A 23,277-nucleotide genomic window follows, 5' to 3' on the forward strand; every position below is an offset into this window, starting at 1 on the left:
ACCGTCCTTTGCTCCGTCGGCGGACCTAAGATACTTTCACCATCCAGATGATGCCAACATCTGAATGTCGGGAGCATGCGTATGAGCGAGCACGGTTTCGAGGCCGAGGGCCTGGTCAGACGGTTCGGCGCGACGACGGCGCTCGACGGCGTCGACCTGGCCGCCGGGCGCGGGCGCGTGCTGGGCCTGCTCGGGCCCAACGGCGCCGGCAAGACGACCGTCATCCGGATCCTGGCGACCCTGCTGCGCCCGGACGCCGGGCGCGCGGCCGTCGCCGGGTTCGACGTGGCCCGCGACCCCGCGCGCGTCCGGGAGCGGATCGCGCTGTCGGGGCAGCACACCAGCGTCGACGAGGAACTCACCGGACGGGCCAACCTGGTCATGATCGGGCGGCTCCTCGACCTGTCCCGGCGCGGCGCGGAGCGGCGCGCGGGCGAGCTGCTCGCCCGGTTCGGGCTGGCGGACGACGCGGACCGGGCCGTCGCGGGCTACTCCGGCGGCATGCGCCGCCGCCTCGACCTGGCGGCGAGCCTCGTCGGCCGGCCCGAGGTCGTCTTCCTCGACGAACCGTCCGCCGGTCTCGACCCTGGCCGGCGCGACGAGCTGTGGCGGCTGATCCGGGACCTGGCGGGCGACGGCGTCACCGTCCTGCTGACCACCCAGTACCTAGAGGAGGCCGACGCGCTCGCCGACGCGATCACCGTCATCGACGGCGGGCGGGTGATCGCCACCGGCGCCCCCGCCGAGCTGAAGCGGCGGATCGGCGGGCACACGATCGCCGTCCGGCTCGACGACCCCGCATGCGCCGGAGCGGCGGCGGCGATCCTCGCCGGGGTCGCCGGGCGCGCCCCCGACCTCGCCGGCACCGAACTCTCCGTCCCCGTCACCGGCGCCGACGCCCTCTACGAGACGACCGCCCGGTTCCGCGAGCACCGCATCGGCGTCACCGAGCTGTCCCTGCGGCTGCCGAGCCTCGACGAGGTATTTCACGCCCTGACCGACGACTCCGCGAAGGCGGCACGATGACGACCGCGAACCGTCCACTGCGCACCGTCCGGCACAGCCTCGTCCTCGCCCGCCGGAGCCTCGCCAAGACGAAACGCAACCCCGGCCCGATCGTCAACGGGGTCGTCTCGCCCGCCCTGTTCCTGGTGCTGTTCCTGTACCTGTTCGGACGGCCGGTCGCGGGCTCGACCGGCGACTACCTGCAGTACCTCTTCCCGGGCATCCTCGTGATGGGCGCCGCGCTGTCCGGGCTCGTCTCCACCGGGACGAACATCAACGTCGACCTCAAGAACGGCGTGACCGACCGGTTCCGGAGCATGCCGATCAGCCGCCTCGCGCCCCTCCTCGGGTCCGTGCTGGCCGATCTCGTCCGCTACCTGCTCGCCGTCGCGCTGCTGTTCGTCCTCGGCGTCGCGCTCGGCTTCCGCACCGGGGGCGGCGCCGGTGCCGCGCTGGGCGCCGCGGGGCTGGCCGTCCTGTTCGGGTTCTGCCTGAGCTGGGTCACCGTGCTCTTCGGGGTGCTGGTGAAGGACGCCGGGGCCGTTCTGGCGTTCAGCTTCATCACGTTCCTGCCCCTCCAGCTCGGCACGAGCCTCGCCACCCCCACCGGCTCGCTGCCGGGCTGGCTGAGCGCGTGGGCCGGGGTCAACCCCGTGACGCACGTCATGGACGCCTGCCGTGCCCTGCTCAACGGGACCCCGGTGGACGGCGCCGTCACCACCACGCTCGCCTGGTGCGCCGCGCTGTTCGCGGTGTTCTGCCCCCTGGCCGTCCGGGCCTACGGCCGCGCGCAGTGATCCCGGCGATCGGGACACATCGCCCGCGTCGATTTGCCTATACCCATTAGGCTGTAACAAAAGAACCTTCAGCAACGGGAACGGCGCACGAGCATGCAGACCTGGACCACCACCCCCATCACCGCGGACCTCCTGCGCGGTGCCCTCGACCTCGAGCGCACCGCGCGGGGCGTGCTGCCGCACCGGCTGCCCGCCCGGGCGCGCGCGCAGAACACCGACGGGCAGCTCGCCATGGCCGAGGCCCAGCCCGCCGGCGTCCGGCTGGCCTTCCGCACCCGCGCCACCGCCGTCGAACTGGACGCGCTGCCCACCAAGCGCGCCTACGCGGGCGCCCCGCCCCGCCCCGACGGCGTCTACGTGCTGCTCGTCGACGGCCGCCCGCACGACCTGGGCGTCCTGCCGGGCGGCGACACCCTCACCATCGACATGGCCACCGGCGCGGCCGAGCACCGCCCCGGCCCGGTCGGCACCCTCCGCTTCACCGGCCTGCCGGACCGCGCCAAGGACGTCGAGATCTGGCTGCCGCACAACGAGACCACCGAGCTCGTCGAGCTGCGCACCGACGCGCCCGTCGAGCCCGCGCCCGTCCGCGGCCGGACCTGGCTGCACCACGGCAGCTCGATCAGCCACGGCTCCAACGCCGACGACCCCACCGCCACCTGGCCCGCCATCGCCGCCCGCGGCGCCGGGGTGGAGCTGGTCAACCTCGGCTTCGGCGGCGGCGCCCTGCTCGACCCCTTCACCGCCCGCGCCATGCGCGACGCCCCCGCCGACCTGATCAGCGTCAAGATCGGCATCAACCTGGTCAACGCCGACGCGATGCGCCTGCGCGCCTTCGGCCCGGCCGTCCACGGCTTCCTCGACACCGTCCGCGACGGCCACCCGGACGCGCCGCTGCTGGTCGTCTCGCCGATCTACTGCCCGATCCACGAGGACACCCCCGGCCCCACCGCCATGGATCCCGCCGGCATCGCCGCCGGACGCCTGCGCTTCACCGCCACGGGCGACCCGGCCGAAACCGCCCTCGGCAAGCTGACCCTGAACGTCGTCCGGGACGAGCTGGCCCGCATCGTCGCGCAGCGCGCGGCCGACGACCCGAACCTGCACCACCTCGACGGCCGCGACCTCTACGGGGAGACCGACTTCGCCGAACTGCCCCTCCCCGACGACCTCCACCCGGACGCCGCCGCCCACGGGCGCATCGGCGAACGGTTCACCGCCCGCGCCTTCGGCCCCGGCGGCCCGTTCGGGTGAGCTCCGCCGCGGGTCAGGCGGCCGGCAGCGGGACGGCGGCGCCGTCGGGCGCGGCCAGCATGTCCAGGGCCAGCGCGGCCGACCAGCTGAAGTCGTGCGCCCCGCGACCGCTGCCGTCCACGGGGTCGAAGTACTCGCGGAAGCCCGACCGCCCCAGCAGTTCGAGGGTGGACGCGCAGATCGTCCGCGCGATGTCGTCCCGTCCGGCGCGCAGCACGCCGACCCACAGCAGCCAGTTGGTGTTCACCCACGTGGGGCCGCGCCAGTACCGGCGCCGCTCGAAGGCCGGGGCGCCCAGGTCGTACGTCGGGACGGGGTGGGGGCACCCGCCCATGAACGCCGGGGACAGCAGCAGCCCGAGCAGCCGGTCGCGCACGCCGGCGGGCAGCCACGGGTCCAGCAGCGGCGCGAACCCGGAGACCGTCGTCGCGGCCGCGCGGACGCCCGACCGGACGTCGCGGGCGACGAACGTCCCCCGCTCCTCGTCCCACAGCCGCGCCATCAGCCCCTCGTGGACGGCGCGGGCGGCCCGGCGGTGCGGCTCCGGATCGCGGCCGATCCGGCGGGCGATCTCGGCCAGGCACAGCTCGCCGTCCAGCAGGATCGCGTTGAACAGCGGATCCTCGATGGTGAACGGGTGCTTGTCCAGCAGCTTCACGTCGTCGTAGCCGATGTCGCGGTAGCGCTCGGCGAGCGCGATATAGGCCGCGTAGTCGGCGTCGCCGGGCCGCTCGTCCGCCGCGACGTGGTCCATGTCCCGCCGGACGAACGCGGAGCTCGGCACGCTGACCTCGGCGAGGAACGCGTCCCAGGCCGGGCTGTTGTCCGTGCCCGACTCCCACGGGTGCACGATGCTCGCCAGCCCGCCGCCGTCCAGGTCGCGCCGCTCGATGAGGTACCGGTGCTGCGCGGCGAGCCCGGGATACGCCTCGGCGAGGAACCGGCGCGCGGCGGCGCCGTCGGCGGCCCGCGCGCAGATGGTCAGCGCCGCGCGCGCGTGCACGGGCGGCTGGACGATCCCGGACGTGCGGACGGCGGGGGCGTCGGGGGCTCCGCGGCTGTCCCAGAACTCGGGCCCGGGGAAGTACGCCTCGCCCCCGGCGTCGCCGTAGACGATGTGCGGCAGGCGTCCGGAGGCCCACTGGGCGCGCAGCAGGCCGAGCAGCTCGCGCTGCGCGCGGTCCTGGTCGACGCGGGCCAGCCCGATCGCGATGAACGCCGAGTCCCAGCTCCACTGGTGCGGGTACTGCGTGCGGGACGGGAGCGTGGCGGTGCCCGTCCAGTTGGCGTCCAGCGTGCCTACGGCGGCCTCGCCCAGGCGGCCGTGGTCCATCGGGTGACTCCTCACAGCTCAGGGGGCATCGGGGGTGCGCGGGGGCTTCCCGTCCGAGAGCATCCGCTCCCATCGCCCACTGATTGCCATGCTATGACTCAACCTTGACATTTCGTCACCGAGAGTCGAATTTTTGCAATGCGCCGGGTCGGGTTCGGTCGTCCCGGACGAGCGTCGCGCGGCGCCGGAAGGCCGCCGTGATCAGCCTGGTCCGCTAGGCCGCGTGGGCGAGCGGCGCGCTAGCCGGTTGCCAGCGGGATGCGCAGGACCATGCAGGTTCCCGTGCCCGCGGGACTGTCGGCGATGTCCAGGGTGCCGTGATGCGCCCGGGCGGTCTGCCGGGCGATCGAGAGGCCCAGGCCGGTACCGCCGGGGTCGGCGCGGCGGGCGCCCGCGCCGCGGTAGAAGCGGCGGAAGACCGCCTCGCGCTCCTCGGCCGGAATGCCGGGACCGTCGTCGATGACCCGCACCACCGCCTCGTCCCGGTCGGTGCCGAGCGACACCTCGACGTCCGTGCGGGCGTGGCGGTCGGCGTTGGCCAGCAGGTTGCCCAGGAGCCGCACCAGCCGCGACCGGGAACCGCGCACCACGGCCGGACGGTCGACGTGCACGGCGACGGCGCACCTGCAGGACTGCCGCGCCAGCGTCTCCCGCACCACCTCGGTCAGGTCGACCGGTTCGGCGGCGAGGGGCTCGCCGCCGTCGAGCCGGGCGAGTTCGAGCAGGTCGGCGACGATCTCGCTCAACCATTCGGCGTCCTGCAGCGCGGCGTTCAGGACCTCGCGGGAGTCCACGTCGGGTTCGGCCAGGGCCGCCTCCAGGCGGGTCTGGAGCCCGGCGAGCGGATTGCGCAGGTCGTGCGAGACGGCGACCTCCTGCTGCTGCCGCTGGACGATCTCCTGCAGCGCGGCCGCCGCCCGGCGGTCCTGCACCTGCACGTCGCGGAGCCGCTGGTTGACCTCCCGCAGTTCCTGGGCATGGACGAAGAGCTCGGCCTCCGCGGCCTTCTGGCCCGCCGACGGCGAGGCGGGCAGGGTGCCCCGGTGGAGGTGCTCGATGAACACGGTGATGTCCTCGAGGCGGTGGATGAGCAACTCGACGCGTCCGTCACGGTCCAGCAGCGGTGTGGTGATCACGTCCCAGTACCGCACCTCGTAGTGACCGGGCCGGTCGGGGTCCTCGATGTCGTAGCGGGTCAACGGCAGGATGTCGGGCTCGCCCTCCGCCACGATGCGTTCGAAGAAGGGACGGATCGACTGCGCGTTCGGACCGTCCGGGCCCCCGGGGAACGCCTCGAAGAGATCGCGGCCGAGCAACCGGTCGCGCAGGCCCAGCATCCTCTCGAACGCCCGGTTCATCGCGAGGATCCTCAGATCGGGCGAGAGGAGCACGCACGGGGTGGGCATGGCCTCGAACACCTCGGCCATGTCGATGTCGACCATGGTGGCCATCTACCCAGATGCTCTGAGAACAGCGAAAAGAGCTGGTAAGCGCCCCATCTAGAACACCCGCCCGCCGTCCCGAGGCCGCCACCGGAGCCGCGTTCGTCGGCCCGGGCGTCACCCTCGCGGCCCGGCGCCGCCCCTCCCTGAGAACCTGTCGGTAGCCGACAGTGGGGAGCCACCGTGACCATCCGCCGCGCCATGCCCGACTTCCGCACCGGGGGCATGGACGAGAGCCGTGACTTCTATGGCCTGCTGGGGTTCGAGGAGGTCATGAACCTGGGCTGGGTGATGACGCTCGCGTCGCCGTCCAACCCGACCGCCCAGGTCACGTTCATGACGCACGACGCGACCGCGCCGGTCGTGCCGGACATGAGCGTCGAGGTGGACGACGTGGACGCGGTCCACGCGGCCGTGCAAGCGAGCGGCGCGGAGATCGTCCACCCGTTGCAGGACGAGGAGTGGGGCGTCCGCCGCTTCTTCGTCCGCGACCCCGACGGCCGCGTGATCAACGTCCTGAGCCAGCCGTAGGAGTTCCGTCCCCGTCGCGACCGGGCCGGTGCATACGCGACGGCCTACGAGGTGAGCCGGGTCAGGTCGTTGACGATCTCGGACGCGGCGACGGGATCGAGGTCGCCCCACGGCATCGGCTTCCCGGAGTACCGGCCGGGCAGCACGATGACGTCGCGGATCTCCTGCTCCGCGAGCTCCTCCGGCGCGTACACCCGGATGCCGGGGCTGAAGAAGACCATCACGTGGCGCCCGTCCCCCGTCATGTGCATGACCTGGCGGCGGAAGCCGCCGTCCTCCTTGTCGCCGAGTTCCCAGCCCCGCGACGTCATGCCGGTGATCCGGCCGAAGTGGACGGTCGCGCCGGAGTACCGGCCGAACCGGGTCGAGGCCCGCTCGCCGTCGGTCAGCCGGTGGACGGGACGGGCGAGCTGCTCGAACGGCTGCAGGACCGCGTAGTCGGCGAACACCTCCGTCCAGGCGTCGAGGTCCGGCAGGCGGAGCGGGTGCGGGAGCGTGATCGCGGCGTCCGGGGACGGGACGAACGCGTCGTCGGCGGCGTCGGCGAACGTGCCGTCCTCGGCGACGCGGAAGGCGTCCGGTCCGGCGGACCAGACGAGGCGGCGGGTGACGTGGCGGAGCAGCGGGTGCTCGGCGAAGAGCGTGCGGAACTCCTCGGGCGTCCACGACCGTCCGGCCACCATCGCCCGCTCGAGGCGCTTGATCTGCTCGGCGGCGACGGTCCGGACCTCCTTCTTGAGTCCGGCGAACCGCTGGTGCGCGGCGGGCGCGAGCGTGTCGTCGTCCTTCACGCCCGGCTTCGGGAGCGTCTTGCGGACCTTGCCCTCCCCGTCGGTGACGAACGGCTTGAGATGCTCGTCGAACCCGACGGTGAAACGGCGGCGGCCGTAGTCGAGCGTCAGCGTCCCCTCGGCGTCCAGTCCGAAGTCGGGGACGAGACGGTCGGCGAGCTGCTCGGGCGTGTAGCCGCGCTCGTCGGCGATGCGCTTGAGGGCGGATTTCGCGAACGGGCGGAGGCGCTTCTGGTCGGCTGCCTTCTCGGACAGCATGTGCAGGTGCCGTAGCGCGGTGGGGGTCCCGAGCCGGGTGAACAGGCGCAGTACGTTCGTCCCGCCCCTGTTCCAGGTATCCCAGTTGTCCCAGCGCTTGGCGATCGGGGCGACCAGGTCGGCGGCCCGGTCGTCGCCGAACTGCAGCAGCGCGGTCTGCGCGGCCGGGGACGCCCACTGCCCCGGATACCGGTCGGCGACGAAGACCGCGCAGGCGAACCCGGCGAGCGACTCGGGGTCGAGCGCGTCGACGACCGGCCGGTAGCCCGGGTAGGACGGCTGCACGTGCGCGATCGCCAGCAGCGTGAGGAAATGCCGGGTCGCGGACGCGGGCAGCGCGTGCTCCCGCCCGCGCAGCAGCACCTGCGGCAGTCGCTCGGGGTCGAGTTCCGCGGGCACGGCGGGCAGCGGGTCGGGGTAGAGGTCGAGCGGGTCCGTGCGCAGCGCCGCGATCGCGTCGGCGGCCTCGTCGCCGTGGTGCCGCGCGGCCTCGACGACCGCGCCGTGCCCGTGCTCCCCGGCCACGAGGCGGAGCGCCTCCTCGGCGCGCTCCCGCGTCGGGCCGGGCTTGCGCAGCGCGGCCGGGACGGTCAGCCGCGCGGCGTCCGTCCCGTGCAGCGCGTACCAGGTCCGGACGCGGTCCCCGTTCCCGTACGCCCCGACGTGCTTGATCATCACCTGCGCGACCTTGGCGTCGAGGAACGGTTCGAGGCCGTGGAACAGGCTCCGGTTCTTCGCGGCGTGCAAGACGAACCCGTAGGCGTCGAGTTCATGGCGGGCCGCGGCGCCCCGGTACAGCTTGTAGGACGAGTACGCGTAGTCCCGCCAAGCGGCGTACTTCCTGAAGTCGTCGTGGTACGCCTTGTCGAAGCGGTCTTCGACGTCCCGGTAGCGGTCGTCGGCGAGCAGCCGCTTCCCGAGTTCGGGCGGCGCCTGCATGACCAGGGCGATGAACGCCCGGTACCGGTCCGCCGGGTCGAGTCCGAGGGCCTCGCCGCTCGCGAACGTCTCGGCGAGCGCGTCCCAGTCGGTGCCGTCCGGCAGCGGCTCCGCGCCGAAGTGCCCGCCCTCGGGGTTCAGCCACTCCTCGCGCATCCCCGGCGCCCACCGCACGGTCGTCTGTTCCTTCGACGCCTTGAGCTTGAGGACGACCGGTTCGGCGGTGCGGGACGGGCGCGTCCACGGCGGCTCGGCGAGCAGGGGCGGGACGGCGTTCGCGGGGGCGTCGGGGACGCGGGGTGTCCGGGTCATGTCTCCTTTTTCGTGGTCGGGGGCGCGCCGGTCAGTTCCAGCAGCGCGGCGAGGAGTTCGGACACGGCGACGGGGTCCACGTCGCCCCAGCGGGCCTGCCGGCGCCCGATCAGCCGGAGGGCTCCGATCTCCTGATCCGCGTACCGGTCGGGGTGCCTGACATGGATGCCGGGCCCGAAGGTGACCATCAGCCGATGGCCGTCGCGCATGGTGAAGTGCATCTGGCGTTTGTGGACGAGCCTGTGCGGCGGCTCCGGGAGGCTCCATCCGCGGGAGGTCAGGCCGACGATCCGTTCCGTGGGCACGGTCGCGCCCTGGAACCGGTGCAGGGACATCGCGCGGCGCTCGTCGGCGGTCAGGACGTGCGCGGGACGGGCGAGCTGCTCGAACGGCTGCGCGATCCCGACGTCGGCGAGGACGCCGTCCCACGCCCCGGCATCGTCGAGGCGGACCGGGTGCGGGAGGGTGACGCGGGCGTCGGCCGGGAGGACGAACGCGTCACCGCGGACGTCGGCGAACGTTCCGTCCGCCGTGACGCGGAACGCGTCCGGACCGGCGCACCAGACGAGGCGGCGCGCGAGGCCGCCCATCAGCGGGTGCCCGCCGAACACCTCGCAGAACTCGGCCGCCGTCCACGAGCGCCCGTCGAGCATCGCCCGTTCGAGCCGCCCGGCCTGGTCGGCGATGACGGCCCGGACCTCGTCCTCGGGTGCGTCCGGCCCGAGGTCGGGGACGAGCCGGTCGGCGAGCCGCTCGGGCGTCAGCCCGCGCAGCATCGCGAGCATGTCCAGGCGGGCCCGCGCGTGGCCGCGCATCTCCTCGGCGTCCGCCGTTCGGGTGAGCCGGTCCAGCCGGCGCGCCGCCTCGTCCGGCTCGATCTCCGCCAGGACCGCGACGGCCGTGTGCCCGTCGCGCGACCGGACGAACGGCGCGTTCCAGCCGCCCATCGCGCGGGCGAGCCGCGCGGCCGTCCCGGCGTCGCCGAGCCGCTGGAGCGCGTACCGGACGTGCGGCGCGGCCCACGTGCCGTCCCGGCCGTCCTGGTTCTCGAACAGGGCCCAGGCGAGTTCGGCGAGCGAGGCGGCGTCGAGGTGCTCGACGACCTGATCGCAGCCCCCGTACGGGTCGTCGATCGTGGAGATCCGCAGCATCGTGACCAGGTTGCGGACGGCGGGGACGGGCAGGGCGTGCCCCCGGTCGCGCAGCAGCACCCGCGGCAGTCGGTCGCGGACGAACTCCTCGTCCACCTCCGGCAGCGGGTCGGGATACCGCTCCACCGGGTCGAGGCGCAGGGCCGAGACCCCCGCGGCGGCATCCTCCCCGTGGGCCCGGGCCGCCTCGACGACGCGCTCGACGCCGTGCTCGCGGGCGATGAGCGCGAGCGCCCGTTCCGCCCGAGCGCGGGCGGGGCCGGGCTCGCCCAGTGCCGCCGGGACGACGAGCGCGGCGGCGTGCCGGCCGTGCCACCGGAACCAGGACCGGGCGTCGTCGGCCCGGCCGGGCTCGTCCAGGGCGTCGAGCATGAACCGGGCGGTGGCGGCGTCCCGGAAGGGGGCCAGCGCCGTCACGAGCCCGCGGCGCCGGGCCGCGTGCAGCGCCACCGGGTGCGCCGCCAGGCCGTGCCGCGCGGCGAAGCGCATGAGGACGGCGTCGGCGTCCGCCGCTTCCCAGACGTCGAAGCAGCGCTCGTCCTGGAGCAGTTCGCGGGCGAGGTCGCGCGGGCCGCGCATGACCAGCCAGTAGAACTGCCTGCGGAAGCCGTCCGACACCGCCGCGCCACTGCGGAAGAGCGCCGCGAGCTCCGCCCAGTCGGTGTCCTCCGGCGGTACCGGGGCGAGGTCGTGCAGGGCCACCTCCGGGATCATCGACCACGACTCCCGGAGCCCGAACGGCCACGACTCGACCGTTGGCGTCCCCGGAGCCTCCAGCCCGCCCAGGACGACCGGTTCCCGGCGGGACGCCCGCGCCCAGGGCGGGTCGGCGAGCAGAGCCGGGACCGCGTCGGCGGGCGCTTCCGGGACCGGGTCCGCTGTGGTCATGGTTCGTCCTCGCGGGGGATCAGGTGGTGAGGCGGTTCATGTCGGCCAGGAGCGGCGGGACGGCCTCCCGGGGGGGCGTCCGGGACGGCGTGCCCCGCCGTCTCCGTCACGTCGCCTGCTCGGGTGCGCCGGTCAGTCTCGTCAGTGTCGCCAGTACTTCCGACGTCTGGACGGGCCCGAGTTCGTCGAAGGTGAGCTTGCCTCCGCCGTAGCCGGTGGTGCCGAGTCGTACCGCGCGGATCTCCTGGACGGGATCGTCGTCGGGGGCGATGACGCGGACGCCGGGGTCGAGGTCGATGACGAGGTACCGCTTCGCGCCGAGTTCGAGCGACACGTGCCGCTGGTAGCCGCCGGTCTCCCGCTCGCCGAACCGCCAGCCCGCGCGGACGAGCCCGTAGATCGGCCCGTTCGGGACGGTCGCGCCCTCGAAGCGGGGCAGCCGCGACGCCGTCCGCTCGCCGGGTGCGGGCTCGTGCACGGTCCGTCCGAGCTGGGGGAAGGGCTGCAGGATCTCGTAGTCGGCGAACACCTCCGTCCAGGCGTCGCGGTCCTTGAGCAGCAGGGGGTGCGGGAGCGTGATCGCGGCGTCCGGGGACGGGACGAACGCGTCGTCGGTGGCGTCGGCGTACGTGCCGTCCTCGGTGACGCGGAACGCGTCCGGCCCGGCGGACCAGACGAGGCGGCGCACGATGTGGCGGAGCAGCGGGTGCCCGGCGAGCACCTCGCGGAACTCGACGGGCGTCCACGACCGTCCGGCCACCATCGCCCGCTCGAGCCGCTTGATCTGGTCGGCCGCGACGGTCCGGGCTTCCTTCTTGAGGTCGCCGAACCGCCGGTGGGCGTCCGGTGCGAGGGCGGGGTCGTCCTTCACCCCCGGCTTCGGCAGCGTCGTGCGCCGCTTGCCGGTCCCGTCCAGGGCGTACGGTGCGAGCCGCTCGTCGAACCCGACCGTGAAGCGCCGCGGACCGTAGTCGAGCGTCATCGTGCCGTCCGCGTCCAGGCCGAAGTCGGGGACGAGCCGGTCGGCGAGCTGCTCGCCGGTGATGCCGCGCTCGCGGGCGACGCGGTCCAGCCGCGCCTGCGCGTGCGCGCGCATCCGCTTGGCGTCGGCCGCCTTGCGTGCGAGCCGGTCGAGGTGCAGCAGCGTGTCGGGCGTGTCCATCGCGATCAGCACGTCCAGCGCCCGCAGCCCGCCCGACCACACCCGGTTCTTGCTCCAGCGGCCCATCGCGGTCGCGAGCCGCGCGGCGGTCGTGGCGTCGCCGAGGCGCTGGACGGCGTACTCGGCGCCCGGCGAGGCCCAGGCGTCGGGGACGTACTCGGTCCGGTACATCGCCCAGGCGAGTTCGGCGAGCGAGGCGGGATCGAGGTGCGGGAACACCTGCTCGCAGCCGGCGTACGGGTCCTTGACCGACGAGATGCGGAGCATCGTCACGAGGTTGCGCGTCGCCGGGACCGGCAGGGCGGCCTTCCCGCCCCGCAGCAGGACCCGCGGCAGCTCGTCCCGGACGAACGCCTCGTCCGGCTCCGGCAGCGGGTCCGGGAACCGGTCGAGGGGGTCGAGGCCGAGGGCCTCCATCCCCGCGACCGCCCGCTCCCCGTACCGCCGTGCCGCCTCGAGGACGCACGCGCCGCCGTGCTCGCGGGCGATGACCGCGATGGCCTGCTCGGCCTGGGCGCGCTTGGGACCGGGCTTGCGGAGCGCCTCCGGCACGACGAACGGCGCGGCGGCCGGACCGTGCCAGGCCGCCCAGGCCCGCGCGGCGTCGTCCTCGCGGTTCTTCCCGAAGCACTTGATCATGAACTGGGCGGTGGCGTCGTCCAGGAACGGGACGAGCGCCTGCGCGCACGCGAGGTGCTCCTTCGCGGCGTGCAGGAGCAGCCGGTGCGCGGCCAGGCCGTGCCGCGCCGCGAACCGCTTGAGCGGCGTGACGTACACCCAGCCGGACCAGTCGTCGAAGTACCGCTCGTCGGCGAGGAGCTCGCGGGCCAGGTCGTCCGGGCCGTCCAGGACGAGCCACCGGTACCGGGCGCCGCGGTCCCCGCCGCGCGGGTCCTGCAGGGCGGCCCCGCCGCGGAAGTACTCCGCGAGCGCCGCCCAGTCGGGATCGTCCGGGGTCGGGGTCTCGTTCCGCCGCCAGGTGTCCGACACGTCCGCGAACTCCTCCCGCAGGCCGGGCGGCCACGACTCGACGGCCGGCGCCTTCGGCCGCTTCAGTCCCGTGACGACGACCGGTTCCGCGGGGCGCGGCGCCCGCGGGCGGGTCCACGGCGGTTCGGCCAGCAGGGGCGGGACGTCGCTCGCCGGGGCCTCGGGGACGCGGGGTGTTTCCGTCATCGCTTCCGTTTCATGGTCGGTGCCGGTGGCGACAACGTGAACAGGTGATCGCGCACCGTGGAGATCACGCAATCTATGACGGACCGGTGACATCAGATCGTTCCCGACACGAGGGACATGGGCATGGCAGCAGTGACGCGCCGGCAGGTGCTGGCGGGGACGGGCGCGCTCGGCGCGGGCATCGCGGTCGTCGGGGCCGTCGAGCATCTGTTCGGCGACGCCCGGTTCGGAGGCCGGGACGACCCGCGCACCGTCGTCGGCCCGGCGCGCGGCGCCGGCTACGGGCCGCTCGTCCCGGACCCGGACGGCCTGCTCGACCTGCCGCGCGGCTTCCGGTACCGGGTCCTGTCGCGCGAGGGCGAGCCGCTGCCGTCCGGGGAGGGGCCGGTCCCGAGCCGCTTCGACGGCATGGCGGCGTTCCCGGCGCGCGGTCGCGGCGTCCGGCTCGTCCGCAACCACGAGAACCGTCCGGACGCCCCGCACCGCGTGCCCGTCGTGCACGGCCTGACCTACGACCCCGAAGCGCTCGGCGGCTGCACCGTCCTGGACGTGGACGCCGACCACCGGGTGCGGGAGGAGCGCGTCGCCGTCGCCGGGACGGCGGTGAACTGCGCGGGCGGCCCGACCCCGTGGCGCAGCTGGCTGACCTGCGAGGAGACCGAGGACAAGGCGGGGGAGAACGGCTACACCGAGGACCACGGCTTCGTGTTCGAGGTCGACCCGTACCAGGAGGGCCGGACCGTCCCGGAGCCGCTCACCGCGCTCGGCCGGTTCCAGCACGAGGCGGTCGCCGTCGACCCGCGCGACGGGACGCTCTACGAGACCGAGGACGCCTTCGACGAGCCGTTCGGGCTGTTCTACCGGTTCCTCCCGCGGAAACCGCGCGGCGGGTTCGGGAGCCTGCGGGCCGGCGGACGGCTGGAGGCGCTGCGCGTCCCGGACGTGCCGGACCTCTCGGTCGTCCAGGAGCCCGGCACCGTCTTCGACCGCGTCGAATGGGCGGAGGTCCCCGACCCGCTCGCCCGCGAGACGCCCGTCCGGTTCCAGGACTTCGGCCCCGGCGGCGCCACCCACGCGCAGAAGCTCGAAGGCTGCTACTGGAGCGGCGACCGCGTCCACTTCACGTCGAGCTACGCCCGGACCGGGGAGGGCGCCGGCGCCGACCACTTCGGGCAGGTGTGGTCGTACGAGCCGCGCGCCGGGCGGCTCACGCTCGTGATCGTCTTCGGCCCCGGGACGGACGTCCGGACGCCCGGCGAATCGCCCGACAACATCTGCACGACACCGCAGGGCGGGCTGATGATCTGCGAGGACGGCGGCGGCGCCCAGCACGTGCTCGGCGTGACGCGCCGCCGGACCGTCTACCCGATGGCGCGGAACCGGCAGAACATCGGCGGCGGCAACGACCCGGCCTGGGGCGAGTTCGCGGGCGTGGCCTTCGCCCCGGACGGACGCACCATGTTCGTCAACGTCTACGAACCGGGCACCACGTTCGCCGTCACCGGCCCCTGGGACAGGGACTGACCGGTCAGATCCGGCGCAGCCGCACCCGCTCCACCGCGTGCTTCTTGTCCTTGTGCAGGACGAGCGTCGCCCGCGCCCGCGTCGGCAGGATGTTCGACACCAGATTGATCTCGTTGACGTCCCGCCAGACGCGCCGCGCGAACGCCGCCGTCTCGTCCTCGTCCAGTTCGTGCGCGTACTTGTGGAAGTACGAGCGCGGGTCGGTGAACGCGGTGCGGCGCAGCGCGAACAGCCGGTCGATGTACCACTGCCGGATGTCCTCGACCCGCGCGTCCACGTAGATCGAGAAGTCGAAGAAGTCGGACACCCCGAGCGCGCCCGGGGGCGGCGGCTGCAGGACGTTCAGTCCCTCGACGATCAGGATGTCGGGCCGCCGCACGGTCTGCACGGCGTCCGGGACGACGTCGTACTCCAGGTGCGAGTACACCGGGACCGTCGTCTCCTCCACGCCCGACTTGACCGACGAGACGAACCGGACGAGCGCCCGCCGGTCGTACGACTCGGGGAACCCCTTGCGCTCCATCATGCCGCGCTCGGTCAAAATCGCGTTCGGATAGAGGAAACTGTCGGTCGTCACCAGCTCCACGCTCGGATGCTCCGGCCAGCGGGCCAGTAGCGTGCGCAGCAGCCGCGACGTCGTCGACTTCCCGACCGCGACGCTGCCCGCCACGCCGATGATGAACGGTGTGGGCTTCACCTCACCGCCGAGGAACCCGCCGACGGTGTCGCGCAGCCGGGTGTCGGCCAGGAAGAACAGGTTCAGCAGCCGCGACAGCGGCAGGTAGACCTCCTCGACCTCGGTGATGTCGATCGGGTCGCGCAGCCCGCGCAGCGCGTCCAGTTCCTCTTCCGTCAGCGGCAGCGGGGTGCTCTCGCGCAGCCGGCGCCAGTCGTCGCGGGAGAGTTCCACGTAGGGGCTCGGCACGCTGTCCCATCCGTTCATGACCGTAACGTAACGGCCTGTTCAGGACCGTTCCGGGATTTCACCGGGCGTCCACGCTAGCGTCACCTCCTACGGCGGATGCGGGTAGGGCGGGCTCGACGCAGCGAATAGAGTTGCGCCCATGTGCGGAATCGTGGGGTACGTAGGCGCGCGGCCGGCGCTCGACGTCGTCGTCGAGGGGCTCGCCCGGCTGGAGTACCGCGGCTACGACTCGGCCGGCGTGGCCGTGCTGGCCGACGGGAAGCTGACGACGGCCAAGCGCGCGGGCAAGCTGGTGAACCTGCGGGGCGCCCTCGAAGAGGAGCCGCCGCCGGAGAGCACCCTCGGCATGGGGCACACCCGGTGGGCCACGCACGGGCCGCCGAACGACCGCAACGCGCACCCGCACGTGGACTGCACCGGCTCGGTCGCCGTCGTCCACAACGGGATCATCGAGAACTTCGCGGCGCTGCGCGCCGAACTGGCCGAGGCCGGGCACGGGCTGGAGTCCGACACCGACACCGAGGCCGTCGCGCACCTGCTGGAGGACGAGCTGAAGGGCGGCGGCGGCCTCGCCGACGCGATGCGCCGCGTCTGCCGCCGCCTCGAGGGCGCGTTCACGCTCGTCGCGGTCCACACCGGCGACCCCGACCTGGTCGTCGGCGCCCGCCGCAACTCGCCGCTCGTCGTCGGCGTCGGCGAGGGGGAGAACTTCCTCGCCAGCGACGTCGCCGCGTTCATCGCCCACACCCGCGACGCCATCGAGCTCGGCCAGGACCAGCTCGTCGAACTCCGCGCGTCCGGCGTCACGGTCACCGACTTCGAGGGCCGTCCCGCCGAGGTCAACGAGTACCACGTCGACTGGGACGTGTCGGCCGCCGAGAAGGGCGGCTACGACTACTTCATGCTCAAGGAGATCGCCGAGCAGCCCCGCGCGGTCGCCGACACCCTCCTCGGCCGCATCGGCACCGACGGGCGCCTGCACCTGGACGAGATGCGCATCAGCGACCGCGCGCTCCGCGAGGTCGACAAGGTCGTCATCGTCGCGTGCGGCACCGCCAACCACGCCGGGATGATCGCCAAGTACGCGATCGAGCACTGGGCGGGCCTGCCCTGCGAGGTCGAGCTCGCGCACGAGTTCCGCTACCGCGACGCGATCCTGTCGCCGACCACGCTGGTCATCGCGATCTCCCAGTCGGGCGAGACGATGGACACGCTGATGGCCGTCCGGCATGCCCGCGAGCAGAAGGCGAAGCTGCTCGCCGTCTGCAACGTCAACGGCTCGACCCTGCCCCGCGAGTGCGACGGCGTGCTCTACACGCACGCGGGCCCGGAGATCGCCGTCGCGTCCACGAAGGCGTTCCTCACCCAGCTCGTCGCCGTCTACCTGATCGCCCTCTACCTCGCGCAGGTGCGCGGCACCAAGTGGGGCGACGAGGTGTTCGCGATGATCCAGCTCCTCGAGCGCATGCCCGAGAAGGTCGACAAGGTCCTGGAGACGATGGGGCCGGTCCGCGAGCTGGCCCGCTCCCTCGCGGACGAACGGTGCGTCCTGTTCCTCGGCCGCCACGTCGGCTTCCCCGTCGCGCTCGAAGGCGCACTGAAGCTCAAGGAACTCGCGTACATGCACGCCGAGGGCTTCGCCGCCGGCGAGCTCAAGCACGGCCCGATCGCCCTCATCGAGGAGGGACTGCCGGTCGTGGTGATCGTCCCGCCGCGCGCCCGCGACGTCCTGCACGACAAGATCGTCTCGAACATCCAGGAGATCCGCGCCCGCGGCGCCCGCACCATCGTGATCGCCGAGGACGGCGACGAGTCCGTCGAACCGTACGCGGACATGCTGATCCGGCTCCCGGCCGTCCCGACCCTCCTGCAGCCGCTCGTGGCGACCGTCCCGCTGCAGGTGTTCGCGTGCGAACTCGCGACGGCGAAGGGCCACGACGTCGACCAGCCCCGCAACCTCGCGAAGTCCGTCACGGTCGAGTAGGCCCGGCGGAGCGGCATCATCGGAGTGGTCTGAACGCGGAGTCCCGGCTGCGGAGGCCGGGCCGAACAGACCCGGTCGAATGGTCCGGTGAAAGCCTGGAGGGCGGAGCCCGCGCGAAGCGCGGGCTCCGCCCTCCGCGATTTCGGTTGCAATTTACGTGCGCTGTGAGAATCTCTGCTCGGCGGTAATTTTCAATCTTGGTCGAAGCGGCCCCGCTCGACGTCGCCGACGAATCGGCGCCATTCGGCGACGCCGAACGACAGGATATCCGTCGCCTTCTCGGTGTCCCGTACGGATATCGTCCCGTGGTCGAGCCTGGCGACCTCAACACATCCCATGCTGGCCCCGCACCGGCGGCTCTTTCTCCATCGGACGGGCGGTGTCGCGTGGAAACTCATTCCGGGCTCCTGCCTCGAGGTGGGAACTGCCCGCGGCCGCGCTGCCGTGTTCAATCACACGGTAACAAGATCGGCCCGAACGCGTGCTCACGCCGGGCGGCGCGATGCCGCCGGGGCTCCCGTGGCGAGGAAGGCGCAGGGGGACGGGCGAGGGGGCGGACGGGACGGCGACGGGCCGGTTCCGCGTGGGATCCGGCCCGCTCGGTGCGGCCCCGCCATGCCCGGTCCGGGGTGGTTCGGGTTAAATGCCGCTTTTATAGCTATAGGTCGAATTCGCCCTGCTTGGTGCGCTCGACGAAGTCTTGCCACTCTCCCTTGGAGAATGCCAGAACCGGACTCTGTGCTCCGTGCTTCGCGTCACGCGCCCCGATCGGAAGGGGCGAACCGCCCAGCGCGGCCACTTCGACGCAGGTGTTGCTCGCCCCGCAGTGGGCGCTTCTCCTCCACTGTGGAGCAGGAGTGGCGAAAGGGGACACTCGGTGTGCCTTTCACAAGTAGGAGCCACCTTGCGGGATCCCTGCCTCCGCTCCTACCAGGAGTCCCTGGCCTCGATGATCCGCTGCCTCGAACGGGCAGGGTCGAGTGCCTGGCCGGCAAGGGTCGTATAGGCGAGCCGGTACATATAAGTCACCGACTCTTCCGCAAGATGGCTGATCGTCAGCGATTCCGTGTGGACGATATCATTGAAGACGACGTCATGCACCGGAGAGAATTCCAAGATAATGAATGTCTCGGCCAAGACCGAGTGTGCGACCCCGAGCGGCAGGATCTGCACCGTCACATTCGGGAGTTCGGTGAATGCGCACAGCCGGTCGAGTTGCGCGCGCATGACTTCCGCGTCGCCGATGCGGCGTTGCAGAACCGCCTCGTCCAGGACGACCGACAGTTCCAGGGGGCGCGGCCCGCGCAGCAGGCCCTGGCGGCGCATCCGGACCTCGACCCGGCGCCGCAGCTCCTGCGGCGGGAGGGTGGCCAACTCGCTCCAGCCGCCGATGACGTGGCGGGCATAGGCCTCGGTCTGCAGCAGGCCCGGGAAGACGGTGCTGCCCCACTCCCGGACGGCGGACGCCTCGGACTCCAGGGCGATGAAGTCGGCGAGGGGGCGGGGCAGGTCGCGGTAGTCCTCCCACCAGCCGCGCTCCTCGGCGTCGCGGGCGAGGGCCAGCAGGTCGTCGCGGCGGTCGCCGGCGACCTCGTACAGGTCGAGCAGCCGGCGGACGTCGACGATCTTCGCGCCGGTGCGGGCGTTCTCGATGCGGCTGACCTTGGCGGTGGACCAGTCGAGGCGGAGGGCGACGTCGTCGCCGGTCAGCCGTCTGCCCTCGCGGAGCCGGCGGAGCTCGGCGGCCAGCCGCCGCTGCCGGACGGAGGGACCTCGGGTGCCGCTCATCGCAGGGGCCTCTCCAGGCTGGAGGACTGCGCCCGGACGCACCGCGCCGCGCGAGGGGCCCGCGGCGCGAATACATCTGGACCGATGCGGAAGATTCTACGGCCGGAGATCCTTTCCCGCACATGACGCCGTAAGTTGCACTGCAACCATCGAAACGGTCGGAGGGCGGGTGCCGGGCGCGTCCGCGTGGCACGCTGAACCGGAAGATCGACTCGAGGAGCCGCGAATGAGGTATGCGCACGAGGTCGGCAAGGTGCGGGAGGCCGAGCGCGCCCTGATGGCGCGGCTGCCCGAGGGGACGCTGATGCAGCGCGCCGCGGCGGGGCTGGCGGCGGTGTGCGCGCGGCTGCTGCCCGCCGTCTACGGTGCCCGGGTCGTCCTGCTGGTCGGCGGCGGCGACAACGGCGGGGACGCCCTGTACGCGGGGGCCCGGCTGGCGGCGCGGGGCGCGCGGGTCATCGCCGTCCGGGCGGGCTCGAAGATCCACGAGGCCGGGCTCGCGGCGCTGCTGGCGGCCGGCGGACGGCTCCGCGAGGGCGCGGACGCCGACCGCGCCGTGGCGGACGCCGACCTGATCATCGACGGGCTCACCGGCATCGGCGGCACCGGCGGCCTGCGCGAACCGCACGCGCGGCTCGCGGCGCTGGCGTCCCGGTCCACCGGGTTCGTGGTGGCGTGCGACGTGCCGAGCGGCGTGGACGCGAGCACCGGACGGGTCGAGGGCGCGGCCGTGCACGCGGACGTCACGGTCACGTTCGGCACCTACAAGCCGGGGCTGCTGATCGATCCCGGTGCGGCGCACTGCGGCGTCGTCGAGCTGGTCGACATCGGTCTCGGCGGCGACCTGCCCGACCCGGACGTCGTCGCGGCCCGGCCCGCGGACGTGCAGCCGCCCGAGCCCGGTCCCGAGTCCGACAAGTACCGGCGCGGCGTCGTCGGCGTGCTGGCGGGCGGGGACGCGTTCACCGGGGCGGCCGTGCTGTGCACGGGCGGCGCGGTGCGCGGGGGCGCCGGGATGGTCCGGTTCGCGTCGGTGGCGCACCCGGTCGAGCTGGTGCGGCGGCGGTGGCCGGAGGCGGTCACGACCGTCCTGGAGCCGGGGACGCCCGGGGACAAGGCACTGGAGCAGATCGGACGGGTGCAGGCGTGGGTCGTCGGGCCGGGGCTCGGCACCGGGGACGCCGCGGAGTCGCTCGTCGCGGCCGTGCTGGCGACCGACCTGCCGGTCCTCGTCGACGCGGACGGGCTGACGATCGTCGCGCGGCGCCGCGCGCTGCTGCGCCGTCCCGCCCCGACCGTGCTGACCCCGCACGCCGGGGAGCTGGCGCGGCTGCTGGGCGCCGACCGGGAGGCCGTCGAGGCGCGCCGGCTGGAGCACGCGCGGCGCGCCGCGGCGGAACTGGGCTCGACCGTCCTGCTGAAGGGCTCGACCACCCTCGTCGCCGAGCAGGACCGCCCGGTGCGGGTGAACCCGACCGGGACGCCGCGCCTCGCGACGGCCGGGACGGGCGACGTCCTGTCGGGCCTCATCGGGGCGCTGCTGGCGGGCGGGACGTCCGCGCTGGACGCGGCGGCGGGCGGCGCCTACCTGCATGGTCTCGCCGGCCGCATCGCCGCGGCCGGGCCGGACGGGCGGGAGGCGCCGATCTCCCCGCAGGACGTCGTCGACGCGCTCCCCGCCGCGTTCCGGACGCTGGCGTAGCGGTCCGGCGCGCGACTCACCGTGATCGTGCCCGGTCATGGCCGGGTTGGCGGCACACTGGGTAACCATGAGGGTTCCAGCGGAGGCGCGCGTCAGCCTGGACGCCATCGGCCACAACATCGGGGTGCTGCGCGAGCACGCGGCCGGCGCCGAGGTCATGGCGATGGTGAAGGCCGAGGCCTACGGGCACGGGCTGGTGGAGGCCGCCCGCGCGGCGCTCGCCGGCGGCGCCGGCCGGCTGGGCGTTGCGAAGCTCGCCGAAGCGTTCCGGCTGCGCGACGCCGGCGTCGGGGCGCGCACGCTCGCGTGCGTCCTGGTCCCCGGGGAGCCGTTCGCGGACGCCGTCGCCCGCGACATCGACCTGACCGTCGGGTCGCCCGGCCTGGCGGGAGAGGTCGCCGCGGCCGCCGAGGCCGCGGGACGTCCCGCCCGGATCCACCTCAAGGCCGACACGGGCATGACGCGCGGCGGCGCCGCCGGGGAGGACTGGGCCGCCCTGGTGGACGCCGCGCTCAAGGCGGAGGCCGACGGCACGGTCCAGGTCGTGGGCATCATGTCGCACCTGGCCTGCGCGGACGAGCCGGGCCACCCGTCGGTCGCGCGGCAGGTCGCCGCGTTCACCGACATGGTGCGGCACGCCGAGCGGGCGGGGGCGCGGCCCGAGGTGCGGCACCTGGCGAACTCGGCGGCGACGCTGACCCTGCCCGAGGCCCGCTTCGACCTCGTCCGTCCGGGCATCGCGACGTACGGGCTCACGCCGGTGCCGCGGGCCGGGACGTTCGGGCTGCGGCCCGCGATGACGCTGGTGGCCGACGCCGCGCTGGTCAAGCGCGTCCCGGCGGGCAGCGGCGTGTCCTATGGGCACACCTACGTGACGGAGCGGGAGACGAACGTCGCGGTCGTCCCGGTCGGGTACGGGGACGGCGTCCCCCGGCACGGGTCGAACCTCCTCGAGGTGCTCGCGGGCGGGCGGCGGCGGACGATCGCCGGGCGGGTCTGCATGGACCAGTTCGTCATCGACCTCGGCGACGACGCCCTCGCGGCCGGGGACGAGATCGTCCTGTTCGGGCCCGGCGACCGGGGCGAGCCCACCGCGCAGGAATGGGCGGACGTCCTCGGCACGATCTCGTATGAGATCGTCACCCGGATCGGATCACGCGTGCCGCGGGCCTACCCCGGCCGCGCGCGGTAAGGGAAGGCGCGGGATGGAGAGCAGGACCAGGCGCAGGGTCGGCATCGCCGGCGCGGTGGCGGGCGTCGCGGCCGGTGCGGGCGCGGCGGCCGTCGGGCTGCGGCACTTCGCGGTCGGCCGCAAGCGGTGGCGGCCGGATCCGGACGCGGGCGAGCAGTTCGGCGAACTGCGCGGGCGGGAGGTGCCGGTGCGGGCCGAGGACGGGCTCGCGCTCCACGTCGAGGTGGACGGACCCGAGACCGCCGGCCTCACCGTCGTGTTCTGCCACGGCTTCGCCCTCGACCAGGACGCGTGGCACTACCAGCGCCGGGACCTGCGCGGGCGCGTCCGGATGGTGTTCTGGGACCAGCGCAGCCACGGACGGTCCGGGCGCAGCGCGCCGACGCGCGCGACCATCGACCGGACGGGCGCCGACCTGGAGGCGGTGCTCGCCGCCACGGTCGGGCCGGACGACCCGGTGGTGCTCGTCGGGCACTCGATGGGCGGCATGACGATCATGGCGCTGGCGCAGCGGCGGCCGGAGCTGTTCGCGCGGCAGGTCGTGGGGGTCGCGCTGGTCAACACCTCGTGCGGGGACATGAAGGAGATGACGCTCGGCCTGCCGATGGTCGTCGCGAAGGCCGTCCGGCCGCTGGCGCCGGGCGCCCTGCGCGGCCTCGGCGAGCGTGCCGACCTGGTGGAACGCGCCCGCGGCCTGGGCGCCGACCTGGCGTTCGTCGTCACCCGCCGGGTGGCGTTCGCCGACCGGCGCGTCAGCCCCAGCGTGGTCGCGTTCCTCGACGAGATGATCCGGAACACGCCGATCGACGTGATCGCGGAGTTCTACCCGTCGCTGATCGGCCACGAGAAGGCGTCCGCGCTGGACGTCCTGGCGAAGGTCCCGGCGCTCGTGCTGGTGGGCGGCCGCGACAAGCTGACCCCGGCCGCGCACGGCCGCCGCATCGCCGAGGAGCTGCCGGGGGCCGAGCTGGTCGAGGTGGAGCGGGCCGGGCACGTGCTGCCGCTGGAGTATCCGGGCGTGGTGACCGGCGGGCTGCGCCGCCTGCTCGGCCGCGTCCGGCCCGAGACCGACGGTGTGGAGGAGCGCACGGCGTGAAGGAACAGACGGTGATCGTCCCGACAT

General features: G+C 73.7%; 18 protein-coding genes. 9 read left to right on the top strand and 9 right to left on the bottom strand.

Annotated features, from left to right (window positions below):
- Positions 1–81: 81 nt before the first annotated feature.
- The 3 genes from F7P10_RS25275 to F7P10_RS25285 all read left to right on the top strand — a co-directional run bounded on the left by F7P10_RS25275 (position 82) and on the right by F7P10_RS25285 (position 3,056).
- Positions 82–1,026, top strand: coding sequence for an ATP-binding cassette domain-containing protein (locus tag F7P10_RS25275; protein ID WP_151012833.1), 945 nt, complete (start codon positions 82–84; stop codon positions 1,024–1,026).
- Positions 1,023–1,802, top strand: coding sequence for an ABC transporter permease (locus tag F7P10_RS25280; protein ID WP_151012835.1), 780 nt, complete (start codon positions 1,023–1,025; stop codon positions 1,800–1,802). Before F7P10_RS25275 ends, F7P10_RS25280 begins: the two co-directional genes overlap by 4 nt.
- Before the next feature lie 93 nt (positions 1,803–1,895).
- On the top strand, positions 1,896–3,056 hold the full coding sequence (locus F7P10_RS25285) for a GDSL-type esterase/lipase family protein (protein WP_151012837.1): 1,161 nt from the start codon (positions 1,896–1,898) through the stop codon (positions 3,054–3,056).
- 13 nt (positions 3,057–3,069) lie between these two features.
- On the opposite strand, the gene F7P10_RS25290 is transcribed toward F7P10_RS25285, so the two are convergent.
- Entirely contained in the window at positions 3,070–4,389 is a 1,320-nt protein-coding gene (locus F7P10_RS25290; protein WP_151012839.1) for a hypothetical protein, read from the bottom strand.
- Between the two features lie 239 nt (positions 4,390–4,628).
- On the bottom strand, positions 4,629–5,840 hold the full coding sequence (locus F7P10_RS25295; protein WP_151012841.1) for a cell wall metabolism sensor histidine kinase WalK: 1,212 nt from the start codon (positions 5,838–5,840) through the stop codon (positions 4,629–4,631).
- 174 nt (positions 5,841–6,014) lie between these two features.
- On the opposite strand from F7P10_RS25295, the gene F7P10_RS25300 reads away from it, so the two are divergent.
- Positions 6,015–6,362 carry a VOC family protein gene (locus F7P10_RS25300; RefSeq protein WP_151012843.1) on the top strand — a complete coding sequence of 116 codons (348 nt, stop codon included), beginning with the start codon at positions 6,015–6,017 and terminating at the stop codon, positions 6,360–6,362.
- 44 nt (positions 6,363–6,406) lie between these two features.
- Here the strand turns inward: F7P10_RS25300 and F7P10_RS25305 are convergent, their stop codons facing one another.
- From F7P10_RS25305 to F7P10_RS25315, 3 genes are all read right to left on the bottom strand, one after another.
- The gene (locus F7P10_RS25305) at positions 6,407–8,662 is read right to left on the bottom strand and encodes a DUF4132 domain-containing protein (protein WP_151012845.1); all 2,256 of its coding nucleotides are present in this window, start codon (positions 8,660–8,662) and stop codon (positions 6,407–6,409) included.
- Positions 8,659–10,701 carry a DUF4132 domain-containing protein gene (locus F7P10_RS25310; RefSeq protein ID WP_151012847.1) on the bottom strand — a complete coding sequence of 681 codons (2,043 nt, stop codon included), beginning with the start codon at positions 10,699–10,701 and terminating at the stop codon, positions 8,659–8,661. The genes F7P10_RS25305 and F7P10_RS25310 overlap by 4 nt, the downstream gene beginning before the upstream one ends.
- A 106-nt stretch (positions 10,702–10,807) precedes the next feature.
- Positions 10,808–13,039, bottom strand: coding sequence for a DUF4132 domain-containing protein (locus F7P10_RS25315; RefSeq protein WP_151012849.1), 2,232 nt, complete (start codon positions 13,037–13,039; stop codon positions 10,808–10,810).
- Between the two features lie 123 nt (positions 13,040–13,162).
- Between F7P10_RS25315 and F7P10_RS25320 the strand changes: the two genes are divergently transcribed.
- Complete coding sequence (locus tag F7P10_RS25320) at positions 13,163–14,563, top strand: alkaline phosphatase PhoX (RefSeq protein WP_254716008.1); 1,401 nt, start codon at positions 13,163–13,165, stop codon at positions 14,561–14,563.
- Positions 14,564–14,567: 4 nt separating this feature from the next.
- Here F7P10_RS25320 and coaA read toward each other — a convergent pair whose 3' ends face one another.
- A complete protein-coding gene (coaA, locus tag F7P10_RS25325) occupies positions 14,568–15,506 on the bottom strand; it encodes a type I pantothenate kinase (protein ID WP_176611648.1) in 939 nt (312 codons plus the stop codon).
- Between the two features lie 121 nt (positions 15,507–15,627).
- Here coaA and glmS point away from each other — a divergent pair, with 121 nt between their 5' ends.
- On the top strand, positions 15,628–17,472 hold the full coding sequence (gene glmS / locus F7P10_RS25330) for a glutamine--fructose-6-phosphate transaminase (isomerizing) (protein ID WP_151012853.1): 1,845 nt from the start codon (positions 15,628–15,630) through the stop codon (positions 17,470–17,472).
- Positions 17,473–17,663: 191 nt separating this feature from the next.
- Here the strand turns inward: glmS and F7P10_RS25335 are convergent, their stop codons facing one another.
- From F7P10_RS25335 to F7P10_RS25345, 3 genes are all read right to left on the bottom strand, one after another.
- Complete coding sequence (locus F7P10_RS25335) at positions 17,664–17,870, bottom strand: DUF397 domain-containing protein (protein ID WP_151012855.1); 207 nt, start codon at positions 17,868–17,870, stop codon at positions 17,664–17,666.
- Between the two features lie 260 nt (positions 17,871–18,130).
- On the bottom strand, positions 18,131–18,346 hold the full coding sequence (locus tag F7P10_RS25340) for a DUF397 domain-containing protein (RefSeq protein WP_151012857.1): 216 nt from the start codon (positions 18,344–18,346) through the stop codon (positions 18,131–18,133).
- Positions 18,347–18,399: 53 nt separating this feature from the next.
- Entirely contained in the window at positions 18,400–19,260 is an 861-nt protein-coding gene (locus tag F7P10_RS25345; protein ID WP_151012859.1) for a helix-turn-helix transcriptional regulator, read from the bottom strand.
- Positions 19,261–19,486: 226 nt separating this feature from the next.
- Here F7P10_RS25345 and F7P10_RS25350 point away from each other — a divergent pair, with 226 nt between their 5' ends.
- The 3 genes from F7P10_RS25350 to F7P10_RS25360 all read left to right on the top strand — a co-directional run bounded on the left by F7P10_RS25350 (position 19,487) and on the right by F7P10_RS25360 (position 23,250).
- Positions 19,487–20,962 (top strand): NAD(P)H-hydrate dehydratase, encoded by a 1,476-nt coding sequence (locus F7P10_RS25350; RefSeq protein WP_151012861.1) that lies wholly within the window; start codon positions 19,487–19,489, stop codon positions 20,960–20,962.
- Positions 20,963–21,029: 67 nt separating this feature from the next.
- A complete protein-coding gene (gene alr, locus F7P10_RS25355) occupies positions 21,030–22,154 on the top strand; it encodes an alanine racemase (protein WP_151012863.1) in 1,125 nt (374 codons plus the stop codon).
- Between the two features lie 13 nt (positions 22,155–22,167).
- The gene (locus F7P10_RS25360) at positions 22,168–23,250 is read left to right on the top strand and encodes an alpha/beta fold hydrolase (RefSeq protein ID WP_151012865.1); all 1,083 of its coding nucleotides are present in this window, start codon (positions 22,168–22,170) and stop codon (positions 23,248–23,250) included.
- Positions 23,251–23,277: the final 27 nt, after the last annotated feature.

The organism is Actinomadura sp. WMMB 499 (assembly GCF_008824145.1).
In the GTDB taxonomy this organism is placed as follows: Bacteria; Actinomycetota; Actinomycetes; order Streptosporangiales; family Streptosporangiaceae; genus Spirillospora.